Below are 18,593 nucleotides of genomic sequence, written 5' to 3' on the forward strand. Positions count from 1 at the left end.
CCCCGTTCGGGGTGAGCGCCCATCCCGCAACTACAGCTTGCCCAGGACGGCGTCGGTGAGGCGGTAGGCCGTCACCTTGCCGTTGGTGGCGGTCGCGCAGCCGCTGGTCTTGATGGTGACGTCCACCGGGTCGCTGCCGGCGTAGGCGAAGATCACCATGTCCCGGCCGCCGTGGTCCAGCGGGCACATCGTGCCGCGCGGCGGCGGTGTCGTGTCGGCGGCGTTGAGCGCCTTCTGCAGGCCCTGCACGTCCTTGACCTGCGTGGACTTGGCCAGGTGCTGCTGGACCGCGGTGTACTGGCAGATCACCGCCGCCTGGGGCTCGCCCGGCACCATCGGCGTTGCCGCCCCGGTCGTCGGCTGCTGTGGCAGCGTGTCCGCGCAGACCGGCGCCTGCGCGGCCGGACTCGTCTGCGGTGGTGTCGTGGAGCAGGCAGCAACCGACAACAGCACTCCGGCCAGCACTAACGGCGCCGAACGCATGATCTCGACCTCCCGGTGATCGCTACCCGGGAGACGGAACCAGTCGGCCCACGGGTTGCATCGTTCGCACCGGATCCGTGCCGAGCCGGTCCAGCCAGCGGTCGACCGTGTCGGAATTGTCGCTGATCACCGCGATGTACCCGTCCGGCCGGACCAGCACGTGCGTGCCGGGCTCGACGTCGTAGCCCCCGATCGGGCCGGCGAAGACCAGCCTCGTGAAGTGCGGCCCACGGAAGAGGTCGAACAGCCTGGTGCCGTCGGGGAGCATCCCGTCCGGCGCGCGGTCGCCGGCTTGCAGCTGCTGGGGATCGGGGCGGTCGTCCGTGGCCAGCGGGCCGCCGCGGTAGGTGATGTCGAGCTGGTGGATGGCCGGCGCGGGACCGGTCGTCGGTCGGAAGTTCCTGGCGTGCATGGCACTCGACAGGCCCAGCACCTGCGCCGCCACCGGCATCCGCTCGCCCTCGTACGAGTCGAGCAGCTCGTCCGGGGCGCCCTGGATGACGCCGGCCAGCTTCCAGCCCAGGTTGTAGGCGTCCTGCACACTCGTGTTCAGGCCCTGTCCGCTGGCTGAGGAGTGCACGTGGGCCGCGTCGCCGGCGAGGAAGACGCGTCCCACTCGGAAGCGGTCCACCATGCGCACGTTGATCCGGTAGACGGAGATCCACCTCAGGTCGTGCAGGCGGATGTCCGTGCGGCCCGTCCGCTCCTCCAGCAGCTCCTGCACGTCCTCCAGGGTCGGGATGTCCTTGGTCGGCACCGATGCGACCAGCTGGTAGTAGTCGCTGCCCGGCAGGTTCCACACCGAGAACCGCTTGGTCACGTCGCCGGCGTGGGTCATCATGTGGCAGGCCGTGCCTTGCAGGCCCTCCACCCGGACGTCGCCGACCAGCGTCTGCTCCGTCTCGTACGTCTCACCCTCGAAGCCGACCCCCAGCAGCTTCCGGACCGCGCTGCGGCCGCCGTCGGTGCCGACCAGGTAGTCGCCGGCGATCACCTCGCTGCCGTTGACCGTGACCCGCACGCCGTCGTCGTCCTGCTCGACGGCCGTGACCTCGGCCCTGAACTCCACCTTGCCGCCCAGGGCCTCGAACCGGTCGCGCAGGATTTCGTCGGTGCGCCACTGGGGGATCAGCCAGGGGAGCGGGTAGGGGATGTCGGGGGAGGGCTTCGGCTCCTCCAGTCCCAGCATCTCGTGCAGCGCCCGCTCCCACACGACGTCCGTGTCGGAGTAGAGGCGGAACTTCGGGAACGGCATGCCGTCGGCCCGGATCGCGTCCAGCACGCCCAGGTCGTCGAACACCTCCAGCGTCCTGGGCTGGAGGCCCTTGCCTCTCGATCCCTGGAACAGGCCTTCGGCCTTGTCCAGCAGTCGGCACGCGATCCCTCGGCGTGCCAGTTCAATGCCCAGGGTCAGCCCCGTCGGCCCCGCCCCGGCGATCAGCACCGTCACTTTTCTCCCCCTTGCCTCAGCAGCACCAGCAGGACGTCGTCGACGACCCGCCGGATGAACTCCTCGTCGAAGACGCCGGTCGTGACCTGGCGCATGATCAGCGCCTCCGCCACGTCGTGCACCAGCTCGCTGTCCGCGTCGGCCGGCAGCTCGCCCCGATCCACCGCCCTTTGCAGGCTCACGAGGAATGGCGACAGCTCTTCGTCGGCCACGTGCTCCTGCAGCGCCGCATCCAACTCCGGATCGTGCTTCGCCGCCGCGATCAGGCCGTTGATCATGGCCAGGTAGCTCCCGCTCACCCGCTCCCGCAGCGCCCTCATCACCGCGTACAGGTCCTCGCGCAGCTCCCCGGCGTCCAGGATCGCCTCGTTCTGCCTCGCGTCGTAGGCGTCCAGCGCCGCCTTCACCAGCTGCGCCTTGTTCCGCCACCGCCGGTAGATCGTCGCCTTGCTCGCCTGCGCCCGCGCCGCCACCCCGTCCATCGTCAGCGCCCCGTACCCCACCTCTCCCACCAGCTCGATCGTCGCCGCCAGAATCGCGTCTTCCCGCTCCTTGCCCCTCACCACGCACCGAAGTGTACGAAACGGTTTCGTACACTTCAAGCTTTCTTAGTCGCACGTGAGTGGCCTATTTGCCTTCTGGGCGCACCTGAGCCACTCAGGTGAGACAAAACCCGGGCGCTGTACCTAGTGGTATGTACAGTGGCGGCATGCACGCGATGCAGTACGAGATCACGCTGCCGGCGGACTACGACATGGGGATCATCCGAGAGCGGGTGGCGAGCAAGGGGGCATTGCTGGACGGGTGGCCGGGGCTGGGACTGAAGGCGTATTGCGTCCGGGAGCGGGCCGAGGGGTCGCCGGTGAACCAGTACTCGCCGTTCTACCTCTGGCGCACGGTGGAGGGCATGAACACCTTCCTGTGGGGCGACGGGTTTCGAGGCCTGTGCGAGTCGTTCGGACGGCCGGTGGTGCAGCAGTGGACGGCGCTGGCGTTCCTGCGCGGACCGGCGTGGACGGGAAGGCCGACCCGGGCCAGCAAGGTGACCACCCGGATCACGCCGGAGGAAATCCCCGATGCGGTAACGGAACTGCGGGTCGAGGACGGCGTGCATTCCGTCGCGCTGGCGGTCGACACGAGGGGCTGGGAGCTTGTGCGGTTCACGCTGTACGAGGACAACCCGGCCGCCGAGTACACGGTTCGGCACCTGTCCGCGCCGGAGTTGGACCGGCTGCCGGTCGGCCGGCACTGGTGATCCGCACGGTCCTTGGTGACGTCGACGAACTGGGCGTCACCAACTTCCATGACCACCTCTTCCTGGCCAGCCGCGTGCTCCCGGGCCAAGAGCTGGACGACGTCGAGGCGGCTTTCCTGGAGCTGCGACGGTTTCACGACGCCGGCGGGCAGGCGGTCGTCCAGTGGACGCCGATGGGCATGCACCGCCGCCTCGACGCCCTGCCGGACCTGTCGCGACGCTCGGACGTGACCATCGTCGCCGCCACCGGCCTGCACCAGGCCCAGCACTACGAGCCGGCGTGGCTGGCGAAAACCCTGCCACGCCTGGAGGAGCTGTTCGTCCAGGACATCACCGAGCGCCGGGCCGGCCTGATCAAGGTCGCGGGAGGCTTCCACGGACTCGACCCGCACGCCGTGCACACCATGACCGCCGCCGCCCGCGCCCACCACACAACTGGCGTGCCGGTGGCTGTCCACCTGGAACTCGGCACGGCCGCCCTTGACGTGCTGGACCTGTTGTGCGGCAAGCTGGACGTGCCGCCGCATCGAGTCGTCCTCGGGCACCTCAACCGGTTCCCCGACCCCTGGGTGCAGGACCGCGTCGCCTCCGCCGGCGCCTTCCTCGCGTTCGACGGCCCCTCCCGCGCCCATCACGCCACCGACTGGACGATGCCAGGCACCCTCACCCGACTCGCCGACGCCGGCTTCGCCTCCCAGCTACTGTTGGGCGGCGACACGACGACCGCGGCGGCAAGGGGAGTGCCTGGCATGTCGTACCTGGTGTCCCATCTCCGCCCGCGCCTCGACCCCGGGTTGGCGGCGCAGATCTTCGTCGCCAACCCGACGCGGGCCTTCGGCTGATGGCCTGGGACCCCTTCGGCACCCTCGGCAACGCCCGCTGGATCGGCGGCGGGCAGTGGGCCGGCAAGTCCACGGTGGCCCGCCTGTTGGCGTTCCGGCACGGGCTCACGGCGTACCACTACGACTACCACGACGCCCGTGGCCACAACGATCGCCGCAAGGCCCTGCGCCTGAGCCGCAACGAGCCGCCCGACGGCCCTTCGGCCGAGGACGTCTGGGTGCGCCCGACGCCGGCGGAGATGGCCGCCGACACCATCAGGGGCTTCGCCGACCGGTTCGAGTGGGTGCTCGACGACCTTCGGGCCCTCGTGTCGCCCAACCCCATCCTCGCCGAGGGCTGGGGCCTGCGGCCGGACCTGATGGCCCCGCTGCTCACCGACGTCGGCCACATGGTCGTGATGGTCCCCACCGACGAGTTCCGGGCCGTCCAGCTCAGCCGAATGCCTCGGGCCTCGACCTTCCATCACGACGTCAGCGATCCTGAGCGAGCGCAGCGCAATCGCCTCGAACGGGACCGCCTGGTCACGCTTGACGCCGTGGAGTCCGCACGCCGCCTGGGCGTCCGTGTCATCGAGGTCGACGGCTCACGCGACGCCGAGGCCGTGGCGGACGAGGTCGGCGCTCACTTCGGCCTCTAGGCCGCCGCGCCCACGAACGCCGTGGTGTCGGCCGTGGAGCGGGTCAGGACCTGGGCGCTGTGCCAGCCGAGGGGAACCTGGTCGGCCAGCAACGTCTCCCGCAGCCGGGCCGACCTCCGCACGTGTCGATCGAAGGTCTTGCGCCCCAGCACCCGGCCCCGGACGTGCTGGCCCCGCAACGCCTGCTCGGCGGTGACCTCCAGCCACAGCATCCGCACCCGGCGGCCGGTCACCGCGCCCAGCAACACGAGCCAGGCTCGGGTCGTAGCACGCGTGGACGGTTCCTGCACGATGAGCGGCCCACGGCCGATCGCCGCGAACGCAACCCGAAGGCGTTGCCACACATGGACAATCGGCCGGTAGTACCGGTAAGGCGTGTCCGACGGCAGGCGCGCCGCCAGCCGGGCCCGCAGCTGGTCGGGGTCGAGCACGGTCAGGTCGCCGGACAGCCGGCCGAGCAGGGTGCTCTTGCCGGCCCCGGGCAGTCCGGCCACGACCAGGAGATCGCGCCGGCCCAGTTCGACGGTGATCCTCATGTACGGTCAACGGCCGGGCGAGGGTAATGGTTCCTTTACCCGTTCGTCACGCCCGGACCTGCACCCGCTGCGGCTTGACGGCGCTCGGCACGGCGTCGCCGGTGACGTAGGTGGCGGTGAACGTGCCGTGGTAGCCGAACAGGGGGCCGAATCGGCGGTTGGCCACCACGACCTTGATGCGGAACCGGCCCAGGTCCTCGTCGTACGACTCGTGCACCTCGGCCACGCCGCTGATCAGGCCGGGAATGCGGACGCTGACGAGTCCGCCGTGGAACCGCTGCTCGCCGGAGCGGATCACCAGGCCGCCCTGCTCGTCGACCGACGGACGCAGGTCGACGGCGACGTGCTGGTGGGTGCCGAGATAGTCGACGATCGTGCCACGCTCGGCGTTGTAGACCATGGTGGCGTCCCAGCGGCGGGCAGTGTCGAACGAAAAGGTGCGCACGAAGCTGAGCGACTCCCGGCCCAGCGCGTCGCGGTAGGCGTAGTTCTCGATGGTGAACGGGATGCCCGCGCCGGTCTGCGGCAGCAGGATGTGCCGCTTCGCGCCGAGGGCCAGGAACGGCCGTGTGAACCCCCGCCCGTGCCAGACCCGGTCCATGGTGCCGCGGCCTACGCAGCCCACGCCGTCGGCGAGGCCGAACCCGAAGCGGCGTTGCAGCTGCGGGTGCAGGCGGTCGAAGTCGGCGCCGAGGGCGCGCTGGAAGATCGAGGTCATGACAGCTCCAATGTGGACAGTTGGGCGGGAGCGGTGCGCGACAACCGATCGGGCGGCCGACGCCGGCATCGTCGTGCGGCCGGCGTCACGGGCGACGGCGGTGTCAGGGTCAGGCCCACCGCCATGACCACCGCCAGCGGTAGTCCCGCCAGCCACCACATTCCGACGCACACCGCCGCCCGCAAGCCGACGTCCAGCACCGCCCAGCGGAGCGAGGTCTCCGGCTCTATGCCGTCCTCCAACCACAGCCGCAGGCGGTCGAACGACCAGGCCGTCGCCCAGCCCATCAGCGGCCGGAAAACCGTGTCCGCCCCGCGCCACCTGGGCCGATAGTGGTAGCCGGTGAGGAACCGCACCCCGTCCTCGGTCGGCACGTACCGCCAATACCCGGCCCCGTCCCGGATCAGCGACAGCGGATCCGCCGAGGCGAACCGCAGCGCCGACGTTCGGGCCCCGTCCGCCGTGACACGCTGCCCCGCGGTGACCCCCGTCCCCGACACCGTCAGGCCGGGAAACACCGTCACCGCATAGCGAAACCGCTGCGGCACGGTGTCCGACAGGTACTCGATCCGCGTGAACCGCAGGTCCCACCGCTGGTGCTGCGCCGGATCCTGCGTCAGCCGCCACACCTGTTCGAGGTCCGCCCGGATGAGCGTCTCGACGTACAGCACCCCCACCACCCCCGTTTGAGCACTCGCTCAAACGCCAGGCTAGGCCAATTTGAGCGAGTGCTCAAGGCCGGGATTCAGCGCCGATAACAACCGGCCGCGTAACGGCGGGCGTCGGCCTCGGTCACCTCGCGATAGTCGTCGTAGCCGCCATGATCGGCATCCATCAGCTTCGTCGAGTGGTTCCACGTGCCGTCCCAACGCAGTCGCTGCTCCCGCCACCCGCCGAAAGCGCCGTGGCGCTCGATCCGCACCAGCGATGTGACGGTGTCCTTGCGGCGCTCGTCGTTCAGCACGAAGTAGTACCGATAGGGCTGATGGATCCAGCGGGAGTTGCTGGCCCTCTCGTCGGCCCGGTACATCGTGGTGCGGGCGGCGTCGTGTTCCTTCTCGGTGACCGGATGTGCCGTCCAGTCGAACCGACCGGCCGCGAGCTGGCTCAGCACCGGGAAGTCGCTGTCGTACCCACGAAACGCCCGGAGGGGCTGCACCCGCTCGCGTTCGCCGGTCCGCACGATGGCGAGAGGCTGGTCGTCGCCGGGTTCGGTGATGATGTAGTGGCCCGGCGTCAGGTCGATCGGGGCGTGCGCGGGAGCGGCCGGTTCGGGCTCGGGCGCGACCGGCTGGGCGGCACGGGCGGCCTTGAACTCCTCGGCGTCCTCCACGTCGACCTCGGCCACCGCACCGAACACCGCTTCGCCCAGCACCCAGTGCAGGCCGTTGAACCGCTCGTACGACACGGTGCGCGGACCGACCAACCGGCCTCGCACGACCTCGTCACCGCTGGCGTAGTAGCGGTAGGTCTTGCCGATCCAGGCGGCCTGGTCGGCACGGCGCACGTCGGCGGTGATCTGCTCGATGGCGGCCTGGGGCTTGCGAACCTTCCGCGTGCACGTCCCTCGCCCGATGTTTCCCAGCCGGGCCAGGACATCGGACCGGCGCCACATCAGCCCGTGGTCGAAGACCATGTTCCCGCGGGCCACCGCGAACGGCGTCCGCGTCTCGTCGTCGTGATCGAAGATCAGGTGGTAGTCGAACATCGGCGACCGCCCATCTACTCGGGCGATTCACTCTAACGATCATCTACAGGAAATCTCGCCAGAATGGGACGGTCGCCACAGGGCGCCAGGCGGGATCCGTGCGGGACAGGCCGGGGCCGCCGAACTCCTGGTGGATGTAGTCGGAGAGGTCCACGCCGTAGTAGATGATGTCGGTCTGGTAGACGGAAAGCACGGGGTGCCCGGACGTGCCGCGACCGGCGGGCAGGTAGCGGTGGGCGTAGACCGGCACCAGCTGGGGCACGGCGGCGAGGTGGCGGCGGGCGACGGTGAGGCACTCGGACACCGTCGGCGGCCGGGGACCCCACGAGGGTTCCCACATGACGTTGTGCTCGACGTCGAACAACACCCCTTCGACCGGCCAGTCCAGCATGCGCCGCAGCTCGGCGGGATCGCCGCCCCGCCAATCGGGCCAGCCGCCGTGCCCTTCGACGTCGACGGGCAGCGCGGTGGCGAGGAATGCTCGGTGGTCGTCGGCGAAGGTGAAGCCGTACGAGGCCTCGACCAGCGCGAACTCGACGTCCGTGAGGCCGGGCGTGAGCCGGCAGCAGGCCAGGGCGGCCAGTCGGGCCGCGGCATCCCTCAACTGGGGCATCTGGTCGCACCCTCCGCCATCTTTATCGATCCGTGCTCGTTGTGGACCACAACATATGCCACCTTATGAGAGCGCTTCCAGCCGCCACTGCGCGCCTGTTCCCCGTGCTCAGTGAGGAGAGACAGTGTCCGCACGTCGCTGGCTGGGCGTAGCCGCAGCCATAGGACTTGCCGTCACCGCCCTGACCCCGACATCGGCGGTCGCGGCGCCCGACGCGACCTGCCCGTGGGTCGGCTCGACCGCCCCGGTGTCGCAGAGAGTGGCCCAGGTGCTGGCCCAGATGAGCCAGGCCCAGAAGATCAGCCTGCTGCACGGCGCCGGAGGCGCCTACGTCGGCAACACGCCGGCCGTTCCGGCCCTGTGCATCCCGGCGCTGGGCCTGGAGGACGGCCCGGCCGGCGTCGGCGAGAACCTCGGCGGCGTCACCCAGTTACCGGCGCCGGTGGCGGCCGCGGCGACGTGGAACGTCGACGCGGAGGCCCAGTACGGCCAGCTGGTGGGCAGTGAAGAGGCCGGCAAGGGGGCCAACGTCAACCTGGGCCCGACGGTCAACATCGTCCGCGACCCGCGCTGGGGCCGGGCCTTCGAGTCGCTGACGGAGGACCCCTACCTGGCCGGCCAACTGGGCGCGGCGGAGATCCGCGGCGTGCAGGGCACGGGCGTGCTGGCGCAGATCAAGCACATCGGCGTCTACAACCAGGAGACCAACCGGAACACGCCGTCCGACAACGCCATCGTCGACAACCGGACGCTGCAGGAGATCTACCTGCCGCAGTTCCAGGCCGGTGTGCAGCAGGGCGCGGCCTCCTCGGCGATGTGCTCCTACAGCACGGTCAACGGCACGTACGCCTGCCAGAACTCGGCGCTGCTCAACGGACCGCTGCGCACGCAGTTCGGCTTCCCGGGCTTCGTGACCTCGGACTGGGGCGCCACGCATTCCACGGTGGCCTCGGCCAACGCCGGCATGGACCAGGAGATGCCCGGCGGCGACTACTTCGGCAACGCGCTGCAGACGGCTGTGCAGAACGGCCAGGTCACGCAGGCGACGCTGAACGCCATGGTCAGCCGCATCCTGACGGAGATGTTCGCCTTCGGCCTGTTCGACAACCCGCACACCGGCAACACCGGCGCGACCGTCACCTCCACGGCGCACAAGACGGCGGCGAGGCAGATCGCCGCCGAGGGCACGGTTCTGTTGCGTAACAACAACGCCCTGCCACTCGACACGACCGCCACGCACTCGATCGCGGTGATCGGGGCGGACGCCAGCACCTCCCCGCAGACCGCGGGCGGCGGCAGCGCCAGGGTCAACTCCTCCGGCACGGTCACGCCGTTGCAGGGCATCACCAGCCGCGCCGGCTCCGGCGTGAGCGTGCAGTACGCGGCCGGCGACAGCTCCGGCAACATCGCCCAGGCGGTCACGCTGGCCCGCAACTCGACCGTGGCGGTCGTTTTCGCCAGCTACAACGAGTCCGAGGGCAGCGACATCGGCAACATCGACCTGCCGGGCGTGCAGAACTCGCTGATCACGCAGGTCGCGGCGGCCAACCCGAACACCGTCGTGGTGCTCAACACCGGCTCGGCCGTGACGATGCCGTGGGTGAACAGCGTGGCCGGCATCCTGGAGGCCTGGTACCCGGGCCAGGAGGACGGCAACGCCATCGCCTCGGTGCTGTTCGGCGACACCAACCCGTCGGGCAAGCTGCCGGTGACCTTTCCCAAGAGCCTCAACGACGTCCCGGCCCACACCCAGGCGCAGTGGCCGGGCAGCAACGGGACCGTGCAGTACTCGGAGGACGTGAAGGTCGGCTACCGCTGGTACCAGGCGCAGAACATCGCGCCGCTGTACCCGTTCGGCTTCGGCCTGTCCTACACGACGTTCGGCTTCAGCAACCTCCAGGTCGGCGCCTTCGACGCGCACGGCAAGACGACGGTGACGGCCACGGTGACCAACACCGGCAGCCGCGCCGGCTCCGAGGTTCCGCAGCTCTACGTCGGCGCGCCGGCCACCACCGGCGAGCCTCCGTTGCAGCTCAAGGGATTCAGCAAGGTCACGCTGCAGCCGGGCGCCAGCACGACGGTCAGCTTCCCGCTCACGCTGCATGACCTGGCCTACTGGAACAACGGCTGGACCACGGCCCTCGGCTCCTACCAGATCGCGGTCGGCAACACCTCCGCCGGCCCGCAGCTGACCGGCACGCTGACGGTCACCAGCACCAACACCGGCAACACCGTCACCGTGACGAATCCCCAGGGCATGAGCAGCCCGGTCGGCACCGCGGTCAGCCTTCCCTTGCAGGCCACCGATTCCGGCGGCCAGAGCCTGACCTTCACGGCGACGGGCCTGCCCGCCGGCCTGACGATCAGCGGCAACGGCACGATCTCCGGCACGGCGACGACCGGCGGCACCAGCACCGTGACCGTCACGGCGACCGACTCCACCGGCGCGTCCGGCGACACCACCTTCGTCTGGACGGCCACCACCGGCAACGGCGGCACCGGCCCCGGGCACACCGGCGCGATCGTCGCCGGTGTCGGCTCGAACCTGTGTGTGGACATCGCCGGCGCCAACACGAACAACGGCACCGCGGTGCAGATCTACACCTGCAACGGCACCTCCGCGCAGACCTGGACCGTCGGCTCGGACGGCACGGTGCAGGCGCTCGGCAAGTGCATGGACATCTCCGGCGCCGGCACCACGAACGGCACCAAGGTCCAGCTGTACGACTGCAACGGCACCGGCGCGCAGCAGTGGCAGGCCGGGGCCGACGGCTCGCTCGTGAACCCGAACTCCGGCCGCTGCCTCGATGATCCGTCGGCGTCCACGGCCAACAGCACGCAGTTGCAGATCTGGGACTGCAACGGCCAGCCGCAACAGCGCTGGCAGCTGCCGGCCTGACCTGAAACGGGCCGGGCCGACGGGAATCGGCCCGGCCCCGCGGTTCACTCTCTTGGGCGATGCCGCCGACCGGGTGATCATCGCTCGATCCGCAGTGTGATCATGGCGGCGTCCGTAAGGTGCGCAGGCGGTGAGCATCGACGCTGGACCCGCAGCAGGGCGATCTCCCGACGCTGAACCGTGGCGGCTCCGCCTCAAGGACAGCCACGGCACCATCCTCGGCGCCGGCATCGCCCTCACCGGCGGTGCCATCCTCACCTGCGCCCACGTCGTCAAGAACGCCGCCGACTTCGGTGACGACGTCGAGATCACGGCGGAGTGGGTCGAACTGGGCCGGCACGCCACGGCCAAGGTGGTGCCCGGCTGCTGGGTGCCGGAACTCGACGGTGGCAGCGGGGACATCACCCTGCTCAGCACCATCGAGCCGACCGACCTGCCCGGCACGACGCTGCACCGCGTTCCCGCGCCGCGCAACCGAACCGTGCACGCCTTCGGGTTCCCGGTCGACCACGACTTCGGCATCTGGGCGTCCGGCGTGCTGGCCGGCACCGGCGGCCCGGGCTGCGAGTGGATCCAGCTCGACCACGTCGAACGCAGCGAGCACATCCGCGAAGGCTTCAGCGGCGCCGGCGCGGTCGACGACGGCAGCGGCGCCGTGGTCGGCATGGTGGTCAGCGCCTACCTCGAGTCGAATCTGGCGTGGATCATCCCGGTCGACACGCTGCGCCGGCACGTGCCGGCGCTGGACCGGTGGGTCGGCGACGACGTGGAGCCCGACGTCTGGCGGCCGACCATCGGCGTGCTGGTGATCCAGATCGGGCCGCTGGACGCCGGCCGGATCGTCGACGCCAGCGGGAAGTCGGCGGCCGAGCTGTCCCCGGTCCTCCAGTCGGCCACCCGGCACATGTCCGTCGGCTTCGCCGGCATCGAGCAGGCCCGCCGGCCCGAGCAGGTGCTCGACGACGTCGTCGCGCCGCTGGTCCGGCAGGGCGCGACGGTGGTCCTCCAGTTCGACGACGACTCGTCCCCGTCGGCGATCCTGGCCAAGCAGTGGCAGCTCGACGCGCTCCAGCAGCGGGTGAACGAGCTGGCCCGCGGCGTCGCGCAGCTCGCCGACCACGAGGGCCGGGCCCGCCGTCGCCGGGCGATGATCCGCACCCGCTTCACGCCGCGGCCGGATCTCGACGACATTCCCGCCCTGGCCGCGGACATGGAGTTCACGCTGGCCATCCTGCGCTCCAACGTGCGGGACAAGGAGGCCACCAAACTGGCCCGGGCGCTGCACCACTACGAGCGCAAGCTGGTGCGGGGCCTGGACGCGATGCAGCGGGCGGCCGAGGAGAACGACGAGGCGCTGCGGGACTTCGAGCTCCAGCGCGGCCGTCTGATCAGCTACAACGCCAAGGCGGTGGAGCACGGCCTGATGGAGGACGAGTCGCTGGCCGAGCTGTACCGGGGCGCCCTGCTGGCCCTCGAAGCCCACCCGTGCGAGCTGAAGGCCGCCCGCGCGCTCGTGGACGCCTACGTCGCGGAGGTGCGGCGACGGACATGAGCGACACCATGTGCTGCGGCCAGCCGGTGGGGCCGACCGGGTTCTGCGACGTCTGCGGGCGCCGCAAGAGACCCCGGCCCGCACCGCCCCGCGAGCCCGAGCCGGCGGCCGAACCCACGCCGCCGCCGGAGACCAGCTCCTGGCGCGGCAGCGACGTCTACGCGCTGCCCTCGATCCCGGTCGGCGAGCCGAGCCTGCTCCCCGATCCCGCCTATCCGGAGGAGCGCCGGTTCTGCGGCTCCTGCGGCAAGGAGGTCGGCCGCCGCATCGGCGCGCAGCCGCCCATGGTGACCGGCTTCTGCCCGCACTGCCGCACCCCGTTCTCCTTCGTGCCCAAGCTCCATCCCGGCGACAAGGTGGCGAACGCCCGCTACGAGGTGATCGGCTGGCTGGCCGTCGGCGGCCAGGGCTGGCTCTACCTGGCCCGCGACCTGCGCCTGCCCGACCTTCGGGTGGTGCTCAAGGGCGTGATCAACCCGACCGACGCCGTGGCGATGCAGCTGACCCGGCGGGAACGGGACACGCTGACCCGGCTCGACCACTCCACCATCGTCCGGATCATCACCTACGTCGAGCACACCGACGGTGCCACCGGCCGCACCGACGAGTACATCGTCATGGAGTACGTGGCCGGCCGGACGCTCCAGGAGATCCTCAAGGCGAACGAGCCGCTGCGCCTGGAGGACGTGACCGCCTGCGGCCACTACATCCTGGCCGCGCTGCACTATTTGCACACCTTGGACGACGGCCTGCTCTACTGCGACATGAAGCCGGACAACGTGATGCGCACCGGCAACCGGCTCAAGGTGATCGACCTGGGCGCCACGCGGCGGATCGGCGACCGGCACAGCGCGAAGGTCGGCCATCCCGACTACAACGTGGGCCCGGAGGAGATCGCGGAGCACGGGCTGACCGTGCGGTCCGACGTCCACACCGTCGGCCGGACGCTGCGAAGGCTGTTCGACAACGCCAAGCAGCACGAGCCGGACCGCGACCGGGTGGCCTTCGCCATCGACTCCATGGATCGGCTGCTCAACCGGGCCGTGGCGCCGTTCGAGCAGCGCTTCGCCTCCGCCGCCGAGATGTCCGAGCAGCTCGACGGCGTGCACCGGGAACTGCTGTCGCTGCGGGAACGCAAGCCCTACCGGATGGAGTCGACCCGCTTCGCCAACACGCACGAGCTGCTGGACACCTGCCTGGGCACCGTGCCGGGCCTCGACCGCTGGACCCAGGCGGAGGAGCCCGACGGCACCATCGACGACGGCCTGCCGACCGCGCCCGTCGCGGCGGCCCGGCTACCGATGCCGAGGCCGGCCGACACCGATCCCGTGGCCACGTTCCTGGCGACCCGGTCGGTCGCCGCGCCCCGCCAACTGTTGCGTGAGTACGACGAGTTCCCGGCCACGTCGGTGGAGCTGGACCTGGCCGCCGCCCGCGCCCACATCGAGCTCGGCGAGCCGGCCGAGGCCCGTCGGCGCGTCGACCGGGCGTCGTCGATGCTCGGCGAGTGGTCCGAGCACGACTGGCGGATCCGCTGGCACCACGGCCTGCTGGCGTTGGCCGACAACGACCTGCCCGGCGCGCTGCGGGCCTTCCGGGACGTCTACGCCGACGTGCCGGGCGAGGTGGCGCCCAAGCTGGCCATCGGCTTCTGCCTGGAGTGGCAAGGAGACCTGGCCGAGGCGAAGCGGCACTACAAAGTGGTCTGGCGGCGTGACGACGAGCAGGCCAGCGCCCTGTTCGGGCTGGCCCGCATCGCCCTGCGCGAGCACGACCGGGCCGCCGCGGTCGAGGCCCTCGACGAGCTGCCCCGGCTGTCCCGGCACTACGACTCGGCGCAGGTGGCGGCGGTGCGGGTGCTGCTGGCCCGCATCGACGGCGAACTGCCGTTGGTGGCGGACATCAACGCCGCCGCCGACCGCCTGCCCCGGCTCTACCTCGACGGCGGCGAGGACAACGGCGAGACCCGGATCCGCCTCACCACCACCCTGTTCGAGGTCGCGCGGGCCCGCCTGGCCCGGCCGACCCCGGACACCGGGACGTGGCGGCTGCTGGGGGAGCCGGTGACCGACGGCGGCCTGCGGGACCGGCAGGAGGCAGCGCTGCGGGTGCTGGCCGACCACGCCGACATCACCCGCAGCCACGTGCTGATCGACGCGGCGAACACCGTACGGCGACGGACGAGGACGTGACGGTGAGCGAATTCTCCCTTGAGCTCAACCAGAGCCGGTATCTGTCCACTTCGGACACGCGCATGCCCGTGGCCCTCACGGTCCGGGCCGCCGCGCTGGAGAAGGCGGTCACGCGGCCGACCGCCGAGGTGCTGGTGGTGGACTGCTCCAGCTCCATGGACGAGCCGCCGACCAAGATGGTCAACGCCCGCAAGGCGGCCGCGGCGGCGATCGACGCGCTACCCGACGGCACCTGGTTCGCGCTGGTGGAAGGCACCGGCAAGGCCACCGTCCGGTTCCCCGACACGCCTCGCCTCGTGCCGGCCGACGACCAGAACCGGCGACGGGCCAAGGCCGCCGCCGCGCACATGTTCGCCATGGGCGCCACCGCGATGAGCACCTGGCTCACGCTGGCCCGCGACCTGCTCGACCAGCGTCCCGACGCCGTGCGGCACGCGCTGCTGCTCACCGACGGCCGAAACGAGAGCGAGCCGGCCGAGGCCCTGTACGAGGTGCTGGACAGCTGCGAGGGCCGATTCACCTGCGACGCCAGGGGAATCGGCGACGAGTGGGAGCCCGACGAGCTGCGCCGCATCGCCGCGGTGCTGCGGGGCACGGCCGACGCCGTGCTGGACGATCACGACCTGCCGACGGAGTTCCGCCGGCTCATCCGCACGGCGACCGACAAGGCCGTGCCGGACATGCGGCTGCGGATCGTGACGCCGGCCTTCTCCCGCGTCGAGGTGCTCCGGCAGGAGTTCCCGGCCGAGATCGACCTGACCGACCGGATCGTGGCCGTCAAACGCGGCGTGGTCGAGCTGTCGACCGGCGCGTGGGGCGAGGAGGCCCGGGAGTACCACCTGTCGCTCGCCGTCGACATGAACGGCCGGCCCTGGTACGAGGATCTCCAGCTGGGGCGGGTGGAGCTGGTCCCGCCGGACGGCTCGGTCACCGTGCCGCTGCCCGTCCCGATCCTGGGCTACGTCACCGACGACGAGCGGCTGGCCACCCGCGTCGACGAGACCGTGTTGCGCCACACCGTGCAGGCCGACCTGGGCCATCGGCTCAACGCCGGCTGGATCCGGTTCGGCGAGGAGGACCGCGACGGCGCCGCGGCCGAGTGGGGCGAGGCGTTCCGGCTGGCGACCCGGCTCGGCAACGAGGACACCCTGCGCCGCCTGAGCCGCCTCATCGACGTCGACCCGGAGACCGGGGAGGTCACGCTCAAGCCGCACATGCGTCCTCGCGACGCCTTCTCCGCGGTGCTGAGCCTGGCCAGCAACACGACCTCGGACGCCCCGGTGACGCCGGCCGCCGTGGCCGACGGCAAGCCGCGGACCTGCCCGCACTGCCCCAAGTTGTCCCCGCACGGGGCCAAGTTCTGCGTCAACTGCGGCCACACCTTCGAGGTCGCGCCATGACCGAGAGGGTCAGCACCACCCGCCGCGACCTGCTCCGGTTACGCCTCGGCCTGCTCGGGCTGACCGTGGTGGTGCTGGCCATGTCGGTGTGGTCGTTCGCGGCCACGCAGTCGGTCCTGGGGACCGTGCGGGATCGGACCGCGCCCGCCGTGCTGGACGTCGCTTCGGCCAAAGCGGCGCTGATGCAGGCCCACCTGGCCGCCGTGAAGAGCTTCGTGGACGGCGGGGCCACGCTCGTCGGGGCCGGTGAGGAGTACACGACCGACCTGGCCGTGGCCGAGCAGGATCTGGCCCGGGCGGCCGGCGACAACGCGGGCGGCTCCACCGGCAGCGGCGAGCTCCAGCTGATCGCCGGCCTGCTCACGACCTACAGCGGCTGGATGAGCGCCGCGGACACGCACTTCCGTGAAGGGACGCGGGATCTGTACCTGACTGATCTCTGGTACGCGGCGCGGTCCCTGTACGGCGGCCAGCAGACCCTCGCGCACCTGGAGGGCCTGGCTTCGCTGCAACGCAAGGAGCTGGACCAGCAGCTGTCCGACGGCTGGCTGAACCGGTGGACCGTGCTGGCCTGGCTCGTGCCGTCGATCCTGTTGTTGTTGCTGCTGGCGTACACGCAGCGGTATCTGTGGCGGAGGTTCGGGCGGCGGTTCAACGTCGGGCTGATCGGCGCGACCGCGCTGCTGGTCCTGCTCACCGGGGCCACAGCCAGCGGGATCGTGCTGGCCGACCGGGCCCATGCCGCGAATGCCGTCCTCACCTCGTACGTCAGCAACACCGACCAACGGGCCAACGCCGTGTCCACCACCGCCCAGCGCCGCCTGATACTGACCGTCCGGCAGTCCTGCAACCCGACCGGCTGCGGCGCAACGCTTCCCGACACGGCTCCGTCCGCACCCCGGTCCACCCCGGCGGCCACCACGACCGCCGCCGACGCCACGGCCGGGTTCGCCGACGCCACCGACCTGAGCTGGCTGCTGGTGCTGATCCCCGTGCTGGCCCTGGGTGTCGCCGGGCTGGCATTGGTCGGCCTGCAGCCCCGGATCGACGAATACAGGTACCGCTCGTGAAGCGACTCCTCCTGGCCATCGCGCTGGTCGCCGGTCTGGTGACCGGCTGCTCGGCCCGCACCGAACTCATCGTGCTCGGGCCGTGGAGCGGCGCCGAGGAGCAGTCCTTCCGCGCGATGTTCGCCGGCTTCGAGGCCCAGCACGACGTGACCATCGACTACATCGGCACGCCCGCGGTGAACCAGGTCCTCCAGGCCGATGTCCAAAAAGGACAGCCGCCGGACGTGGCCGTGCTGTCCAGTCCCGGCGAACTGGCCCGCTACACCGCCGACGGCCTGCACAAGCTCTCCGGCGTGTCCGAGACCGAGTACAGCCAGCAGTGGCGGACCCTGCTCCGGCTCGGCACCCCGGACCTGTACGCGGTGCCGGTGAAGGCGGACCTGAAGAGCATCGTGTGGTTCAACAAGAACAACCCGCCCGACGCCTCGGCGAAGAGCTGGCCGGGGCTGCTCGACTACACGGCCAAGGTGAAACCGGCCTGGTGCCTCGGCATGGAGGCGTTCTCCACCTCCGGCTGGCCCGGCACCGACTGGATCGAGGACATCCTGCTGCACCAGTCCGGCCCCGGCGTGTACGAGGCCTGGGCCAACGGCGCCCTGCCGTGGACGGCGGACGCCGTTCGGGCCGCTTGGACGACGTGGGGCCAACTGCTGGCGACACAGGGCACGCCGGGAATGCGGTCCGCCGCCCTGCTGACGTACTTCGGCGACGCCGGCAAGCAGATGTTCGCCACGCCGCCCGGCTGCCACCTGGAGCACCAGGGTTCCTTCGCCACCGGCTCGTACCCCAAGGGCGCGGACTACGACTTCCTCCCGTTCCCGACCATCGGGCACGTGCCGGACGCGTGGGAGGTGTCGGTCAACGTGGCCGGGTTGTTCACCGACAACCCGCTGGCCCGCGAGTTCATGACCTACCTGGCCGGCGCCCAGGCGCAGGCGGTGTGGCCGGCGCGGCAGGACAGCAGCGCCTTCTCGGTCAACCAGAAGGTGTTGGCCGCCAGTGTCTACAAAGGATCCGTGAGTCCCCGGATCGCGGCGGTGCTGGCCTCGGCCCCACGGCTGTGCCTCGACGCCTCGGACGTGATGCCGGCGGCGATGGCCGACGCGTTCTCCCGTGCCGTGCTGGAGTTCCTCGGCGATCCCGGCCGGCTCGGCGACATCCTGTCCGGCCTCGACCAAGTCCGTACCGGCCTGGCCGACGAGGCCCGGCTGTCCGCGCCGTGCGGCTGAGAGGGAGC

Annotated in this window: 17 protein-coding genes; 9 read left to right on the forward strand and 8 right to left on the reverse strand. The window is 70.9% G+C overall.

From position 1 onward, the window contains the following. Positions 1 to 30: 30 nt before the first annotated feature. From AB0M73_RS28110 to AB0M73_RS28120, 3 genes are read right to left on the reverse strand one after another with little or no spacing between them, the layout of a single operon-like run. Entirely contained in the window at positions 31 to 483 is a 453-nt protein-coding gene (locus AB0M73_RS28110; protein WP_363896331.1) for a hypothetical protein, read from the reverse strand. A 22-nt stretch (positions 484 to 505) separates the two neighbouring features. After that, entirely contained in the window at positions 506 to 1,933 is a 1,428-nt protein-coding gene (locus AB0M73_RS28115) for an FAD-dependent monooxygenase (protein WP_363896334.1), read from the reverse strand. After that, complete coding sequence (locus AB0M73_RS28120; RefSeq protein ID WP_363896337.1) at positions 1,930 to 2,499, reverse strand: TetR/AcrR family transcriptional regulator; 570 nt, start codon at positions 2,497 to 2,499, stop codon at positions 1,930 to 1,932. The genes AB0M73_RS28115 and AB0M73_RS28120 overlap by 4 nt, the downstream gene beginning before the upstream one ends. Before the next feature lie 143 nt (positions 2,500 to 2,642). Between AB0M73_RS28120 and AB0M73_RS28125 the strand changes: the two genes are divergently transcribed. From AB0M73_RS28125 to AB0M73_RS28135, 3 genes are read left to right on the forward strand one after another with little or no spacing between them, the layout of a single operon-like run. After that, complete coding sequence (locus tag AB0M73_RS28125) at positions 2,643 to 3,188, forward strand: DUF4865 family protein (protein ID WP_363896340.1); 546 nt, start codon at positions 2,643 to 2,645, stop codon at positions 3,186 to 3,188. Continuing rightward, complete coding sequence (locus AB0M73_RS28130; RefSeq protein ID WP_363896343.1) at positions 3,185 to 4,030, forward strand: phosphotriesterase; 846 nt, start codon at positions 3,185 to 3,187, stop codon at positions 4,028 to 4,030. The genes AB0M73_RS28125 and AB0M73_RS28130 overlap by 4 nt, the downstream gene beginning before the upstream one ends. Then, positions 4,030 to 4,668, forward strand: coding sequence for a hypothetical protein (locus AB0M73_RS28135; RefSeq protein ID WP_363896346.1), 639 nt, complete (start codon positions 4,030 to 4,032; stop codon positions 4,666 to 4,668). Before AB0M73_RS28130 ends, AB0M73_RS28135 begins: the two co-directional genes overlap by 1 nt. On the opposite strand, the gene AB0M73_RS28140 is transcribed toward AB0M73_RS28135, so the two are convergent. The 5 genes from AB0M73_RS28140 to AB0M73_RS28160 form a co-directional block, all read right to left on the reverse strand. Next, positions 4,665 to 5,204 (reverse strand): AAA family ATPase, encoded by a 540-nt coding sequence (locus AB0M73_RS28140; RefSeq protein ID WP_363896349.1) that lies wholly within the window; start codon positions 5,202 to 5,204, stop codon positions 4,665 to 4,667. The two genes, AB0M73_RS28135 and AB0M73_RS28140, sit on opposite strands and share 4 nt — an antisense overlap. A 46-nt stretch (positions 5,205 to 5,250) precedes the next feature. Then, complete coding sequence (locus AB0M73_RS28145) at positions 5,251 to 5,922, reverse strand: DUF4166 domain-containing protein (protein ID WP_363896352.1); 672 nt, start codon at positions 5,920 to 5,922, stop codon at positions 5,251 to 5,253. Continuing rightward, positions 5,919 to 6,593 carry a hypothetical protein gene (locus tag AB0M73_RS28150; protein ID WP_363896355.1) on the reverse strand — a complete coding sequence of 225 codons (675 nt, stop codon included), beginning with the start codon at positions 6,591 to 6,593 and terminating at the stop codon, positions 5,919 to 5,921. Before AB0M73_RS28150 ends, AB0M73_RS28145 begins: the two co-directional genes overlap by 4 nt. 74 nt (positions 6,594 to 6,667) lie before the next feature. After that, complete coding sequence (locus AB0M73_RS28155; RefSeq protein WP_363896358.1) at positions 6,668 to 7,630, reverse strand: hypothetical protein; 963 nt, start codon at positions 7,628 to 7,630, stop codon at positions 6,668 to 6,670. A 43-nt stretch (positions 7,631 to 7,673) separates the two neighbouring features. Then, positions 7,674 to 8,243: a hypothetical protein gene (locus AB0M73_RS28160; protein ID WP_363896361.1), complete on the reverse strand. Its 570-nt coding sequence runs from the start codon at positions 8,241 to 8,243 to the stop codon at positions 7,674 to 7,676. Positions 8,244 to 8,367: 124 nt separating this feature from the next. On the opposite strand from AB0M73_RS28160, the gene AB0M73_RS28165 reads away from it, so the two are divergent. The 6 genes from AB0M73_RS28165 (at position 8,368) to AB0M73_RS28190 (ending at position 18,585) form a co-directional block, all read left to right on the forward strand. Further along, positions 8,368 to 11,142: a glycoside hydrolase family 3 C-terminal domain-containing protein gene (locus AB0M73_RS28165; RefSeq protein WP_363896364.1), complete on the forward strand. Its 2,775-nt coding sequence runs from the start codon at positions 8,368 to 8,370 to the stop codon at positions 11,140 to 11,142. A 130-nt stretch (positions 11,143 to 11,272) separates the two neighbouring features. Then, positions 11,273 to 12,694: a serine protease gene (locus AB0M73_RS28170; protein ID WP_363896367.1), complete on the forward strand. Its 1,422-nt coding sequence runs from the start codon at positions 11,273 to 11,275 to the stop codon at positions 12,692 to 12,694. Further along, positions 12,691 to 14,886, forward strand: a complete 2,196-nt coding sequence (locus tag AB0M73_RS28175; RefSeq protein ID WP_363896370.1) for a tetratricopeptide repeat protein — start codon at positions 12,691 to 12,693, stop codon at positions 14,884 to 14,886. Before AB0M73_RS28170 ends, AB0M73_RS28175 begins: the two co-directional genes overlap by 4 nt. Then, positions 14,883 to 16,286 carry a VWA domain-containing protein gene (locus AB0M73_RS28180; RefSeq protein ID WP_363896373.1) on the forward strand — a complete coding sequence of 468 codons (1,404 nt, stop codon included), beginning with the start codon at positions 14,883 to 14,885 and terminating at the stop codon, positions 16,284 to 16,286. Before AB0M73_RS28175 ends, AB0M73_RS28180 begins: the two co-directional genes overlap by 4 nt. Beyond that, positions 16,283 to 17,356, forward strand: a complete 1,074-nt coding sequence (locus AB0M73_RS28185; protein ID WP_363896376.1) for a hypothetical protein — start codon at positions 16,283 to 16,285, stop codon at positions 17,354 to 17,356. The genes AB0M73_RS28180 and AB0M73_RS28185 overlap by 4 nt, the downstream gene beginning before the upstream one ends. Further along, the gene (locus AB0M73_RS28190) at positions 17,353 to 18,585 is read left to right on the forward strand and encodes an ABC transporter substrate-binding protein (protein WP_363896379.1); all 1,233 of its coding nucleotides are present in this window, start codon (positions 17,353 to 17,355) and stop codon (positions 18,583 to 18,585) included. Before AB0M73_RS28185 ends, AB0M73_RS28190 begins: the two co-directional genes overlap by 4 nt. The last annotated feature ends 8 nt before the right edge of the window (positions 18,586 to 18,593 follow it).

This window comes from Kutzneria sp. NPDC051319, assembly GCF_040682195.1.
GTDB lineage: Bacteria > Actinomycetota > Actinomycetes > Mycobacteriales > Pseudonocardiaceae > Kutzneria.

What these genes read in the sequence shown, in the direction of transcription:
- AB0M73_RS28110 (WP_363896331.1), bottom strand. Translation starts at nt 483, where the DNA reads ATGCGTTCGGCGCCGTTAGTGCTGGCCGGAGTGCTGTTGTCGGTTGCT.
- AB0M73_RS28125 (WP_363896340.1), top strand. Translation starts at nt 2,643, where the DNA reads ATGCACGCGATGCAGTACGAGATCACGCTGCCGGCGGACTACGACATG.
- AB0M73_RS28135 (WP_363896346.1), top strand. Translation starts at nt 4,030, where the DNA reads ATGGCCTGGGACCCCTTCGGCACCCTCGGCAACGCCCGCTGGATCGGC.
- AB0M73_RS28140 (WP_363896349.1), bottom strand. Translation starts at nt 5,204, where the DNA reads ATGAGGATCACCGTCGAACTGGGCCGGCGCGATCTCCTGGTCGTGGCC.
- AB0M73_RS28145 (WP_363896352.1), bottom strand. Translation starts at nt 5,922, where the DNA reads ATGACCTCGATCTTCCAGCGCGCCCTCGGCGCCGACTTCGACCGCCTG.
- AB0M73_RS28155 (WP_363896358.1), bottom strand. Translation starts at nt 7,630, where the DNA reads ATGTTCGACTACCACCTGATCTTCGATCACGACGACGAGACGCGGACG.
- AB0M73_RS28160 (WP_363896361.1), bottom strand. Translation starts at nt 8,243, where the DNA reads ATGCCCCAGTTGAGGGATGCCGCGGCCCGACTGGCCGCCCTGGCCTGC.
- AB0M73_RS28175 (WP_363896370.1), top strand. Translation starts at nt 12,691, where the DNA reads ATGAGCGACACCATGTGCTGCGGCCAGCCGGTGGGGCCGACCGGGTTC.
- AB0M73_RS28185 (WP_363896376.1), top strand. Translation starts at nt 16,283, where the DNA reads ATGACCGAGAGGGTCAGCACCACCCGCCGCGACCTGCTCCGGTTACGC.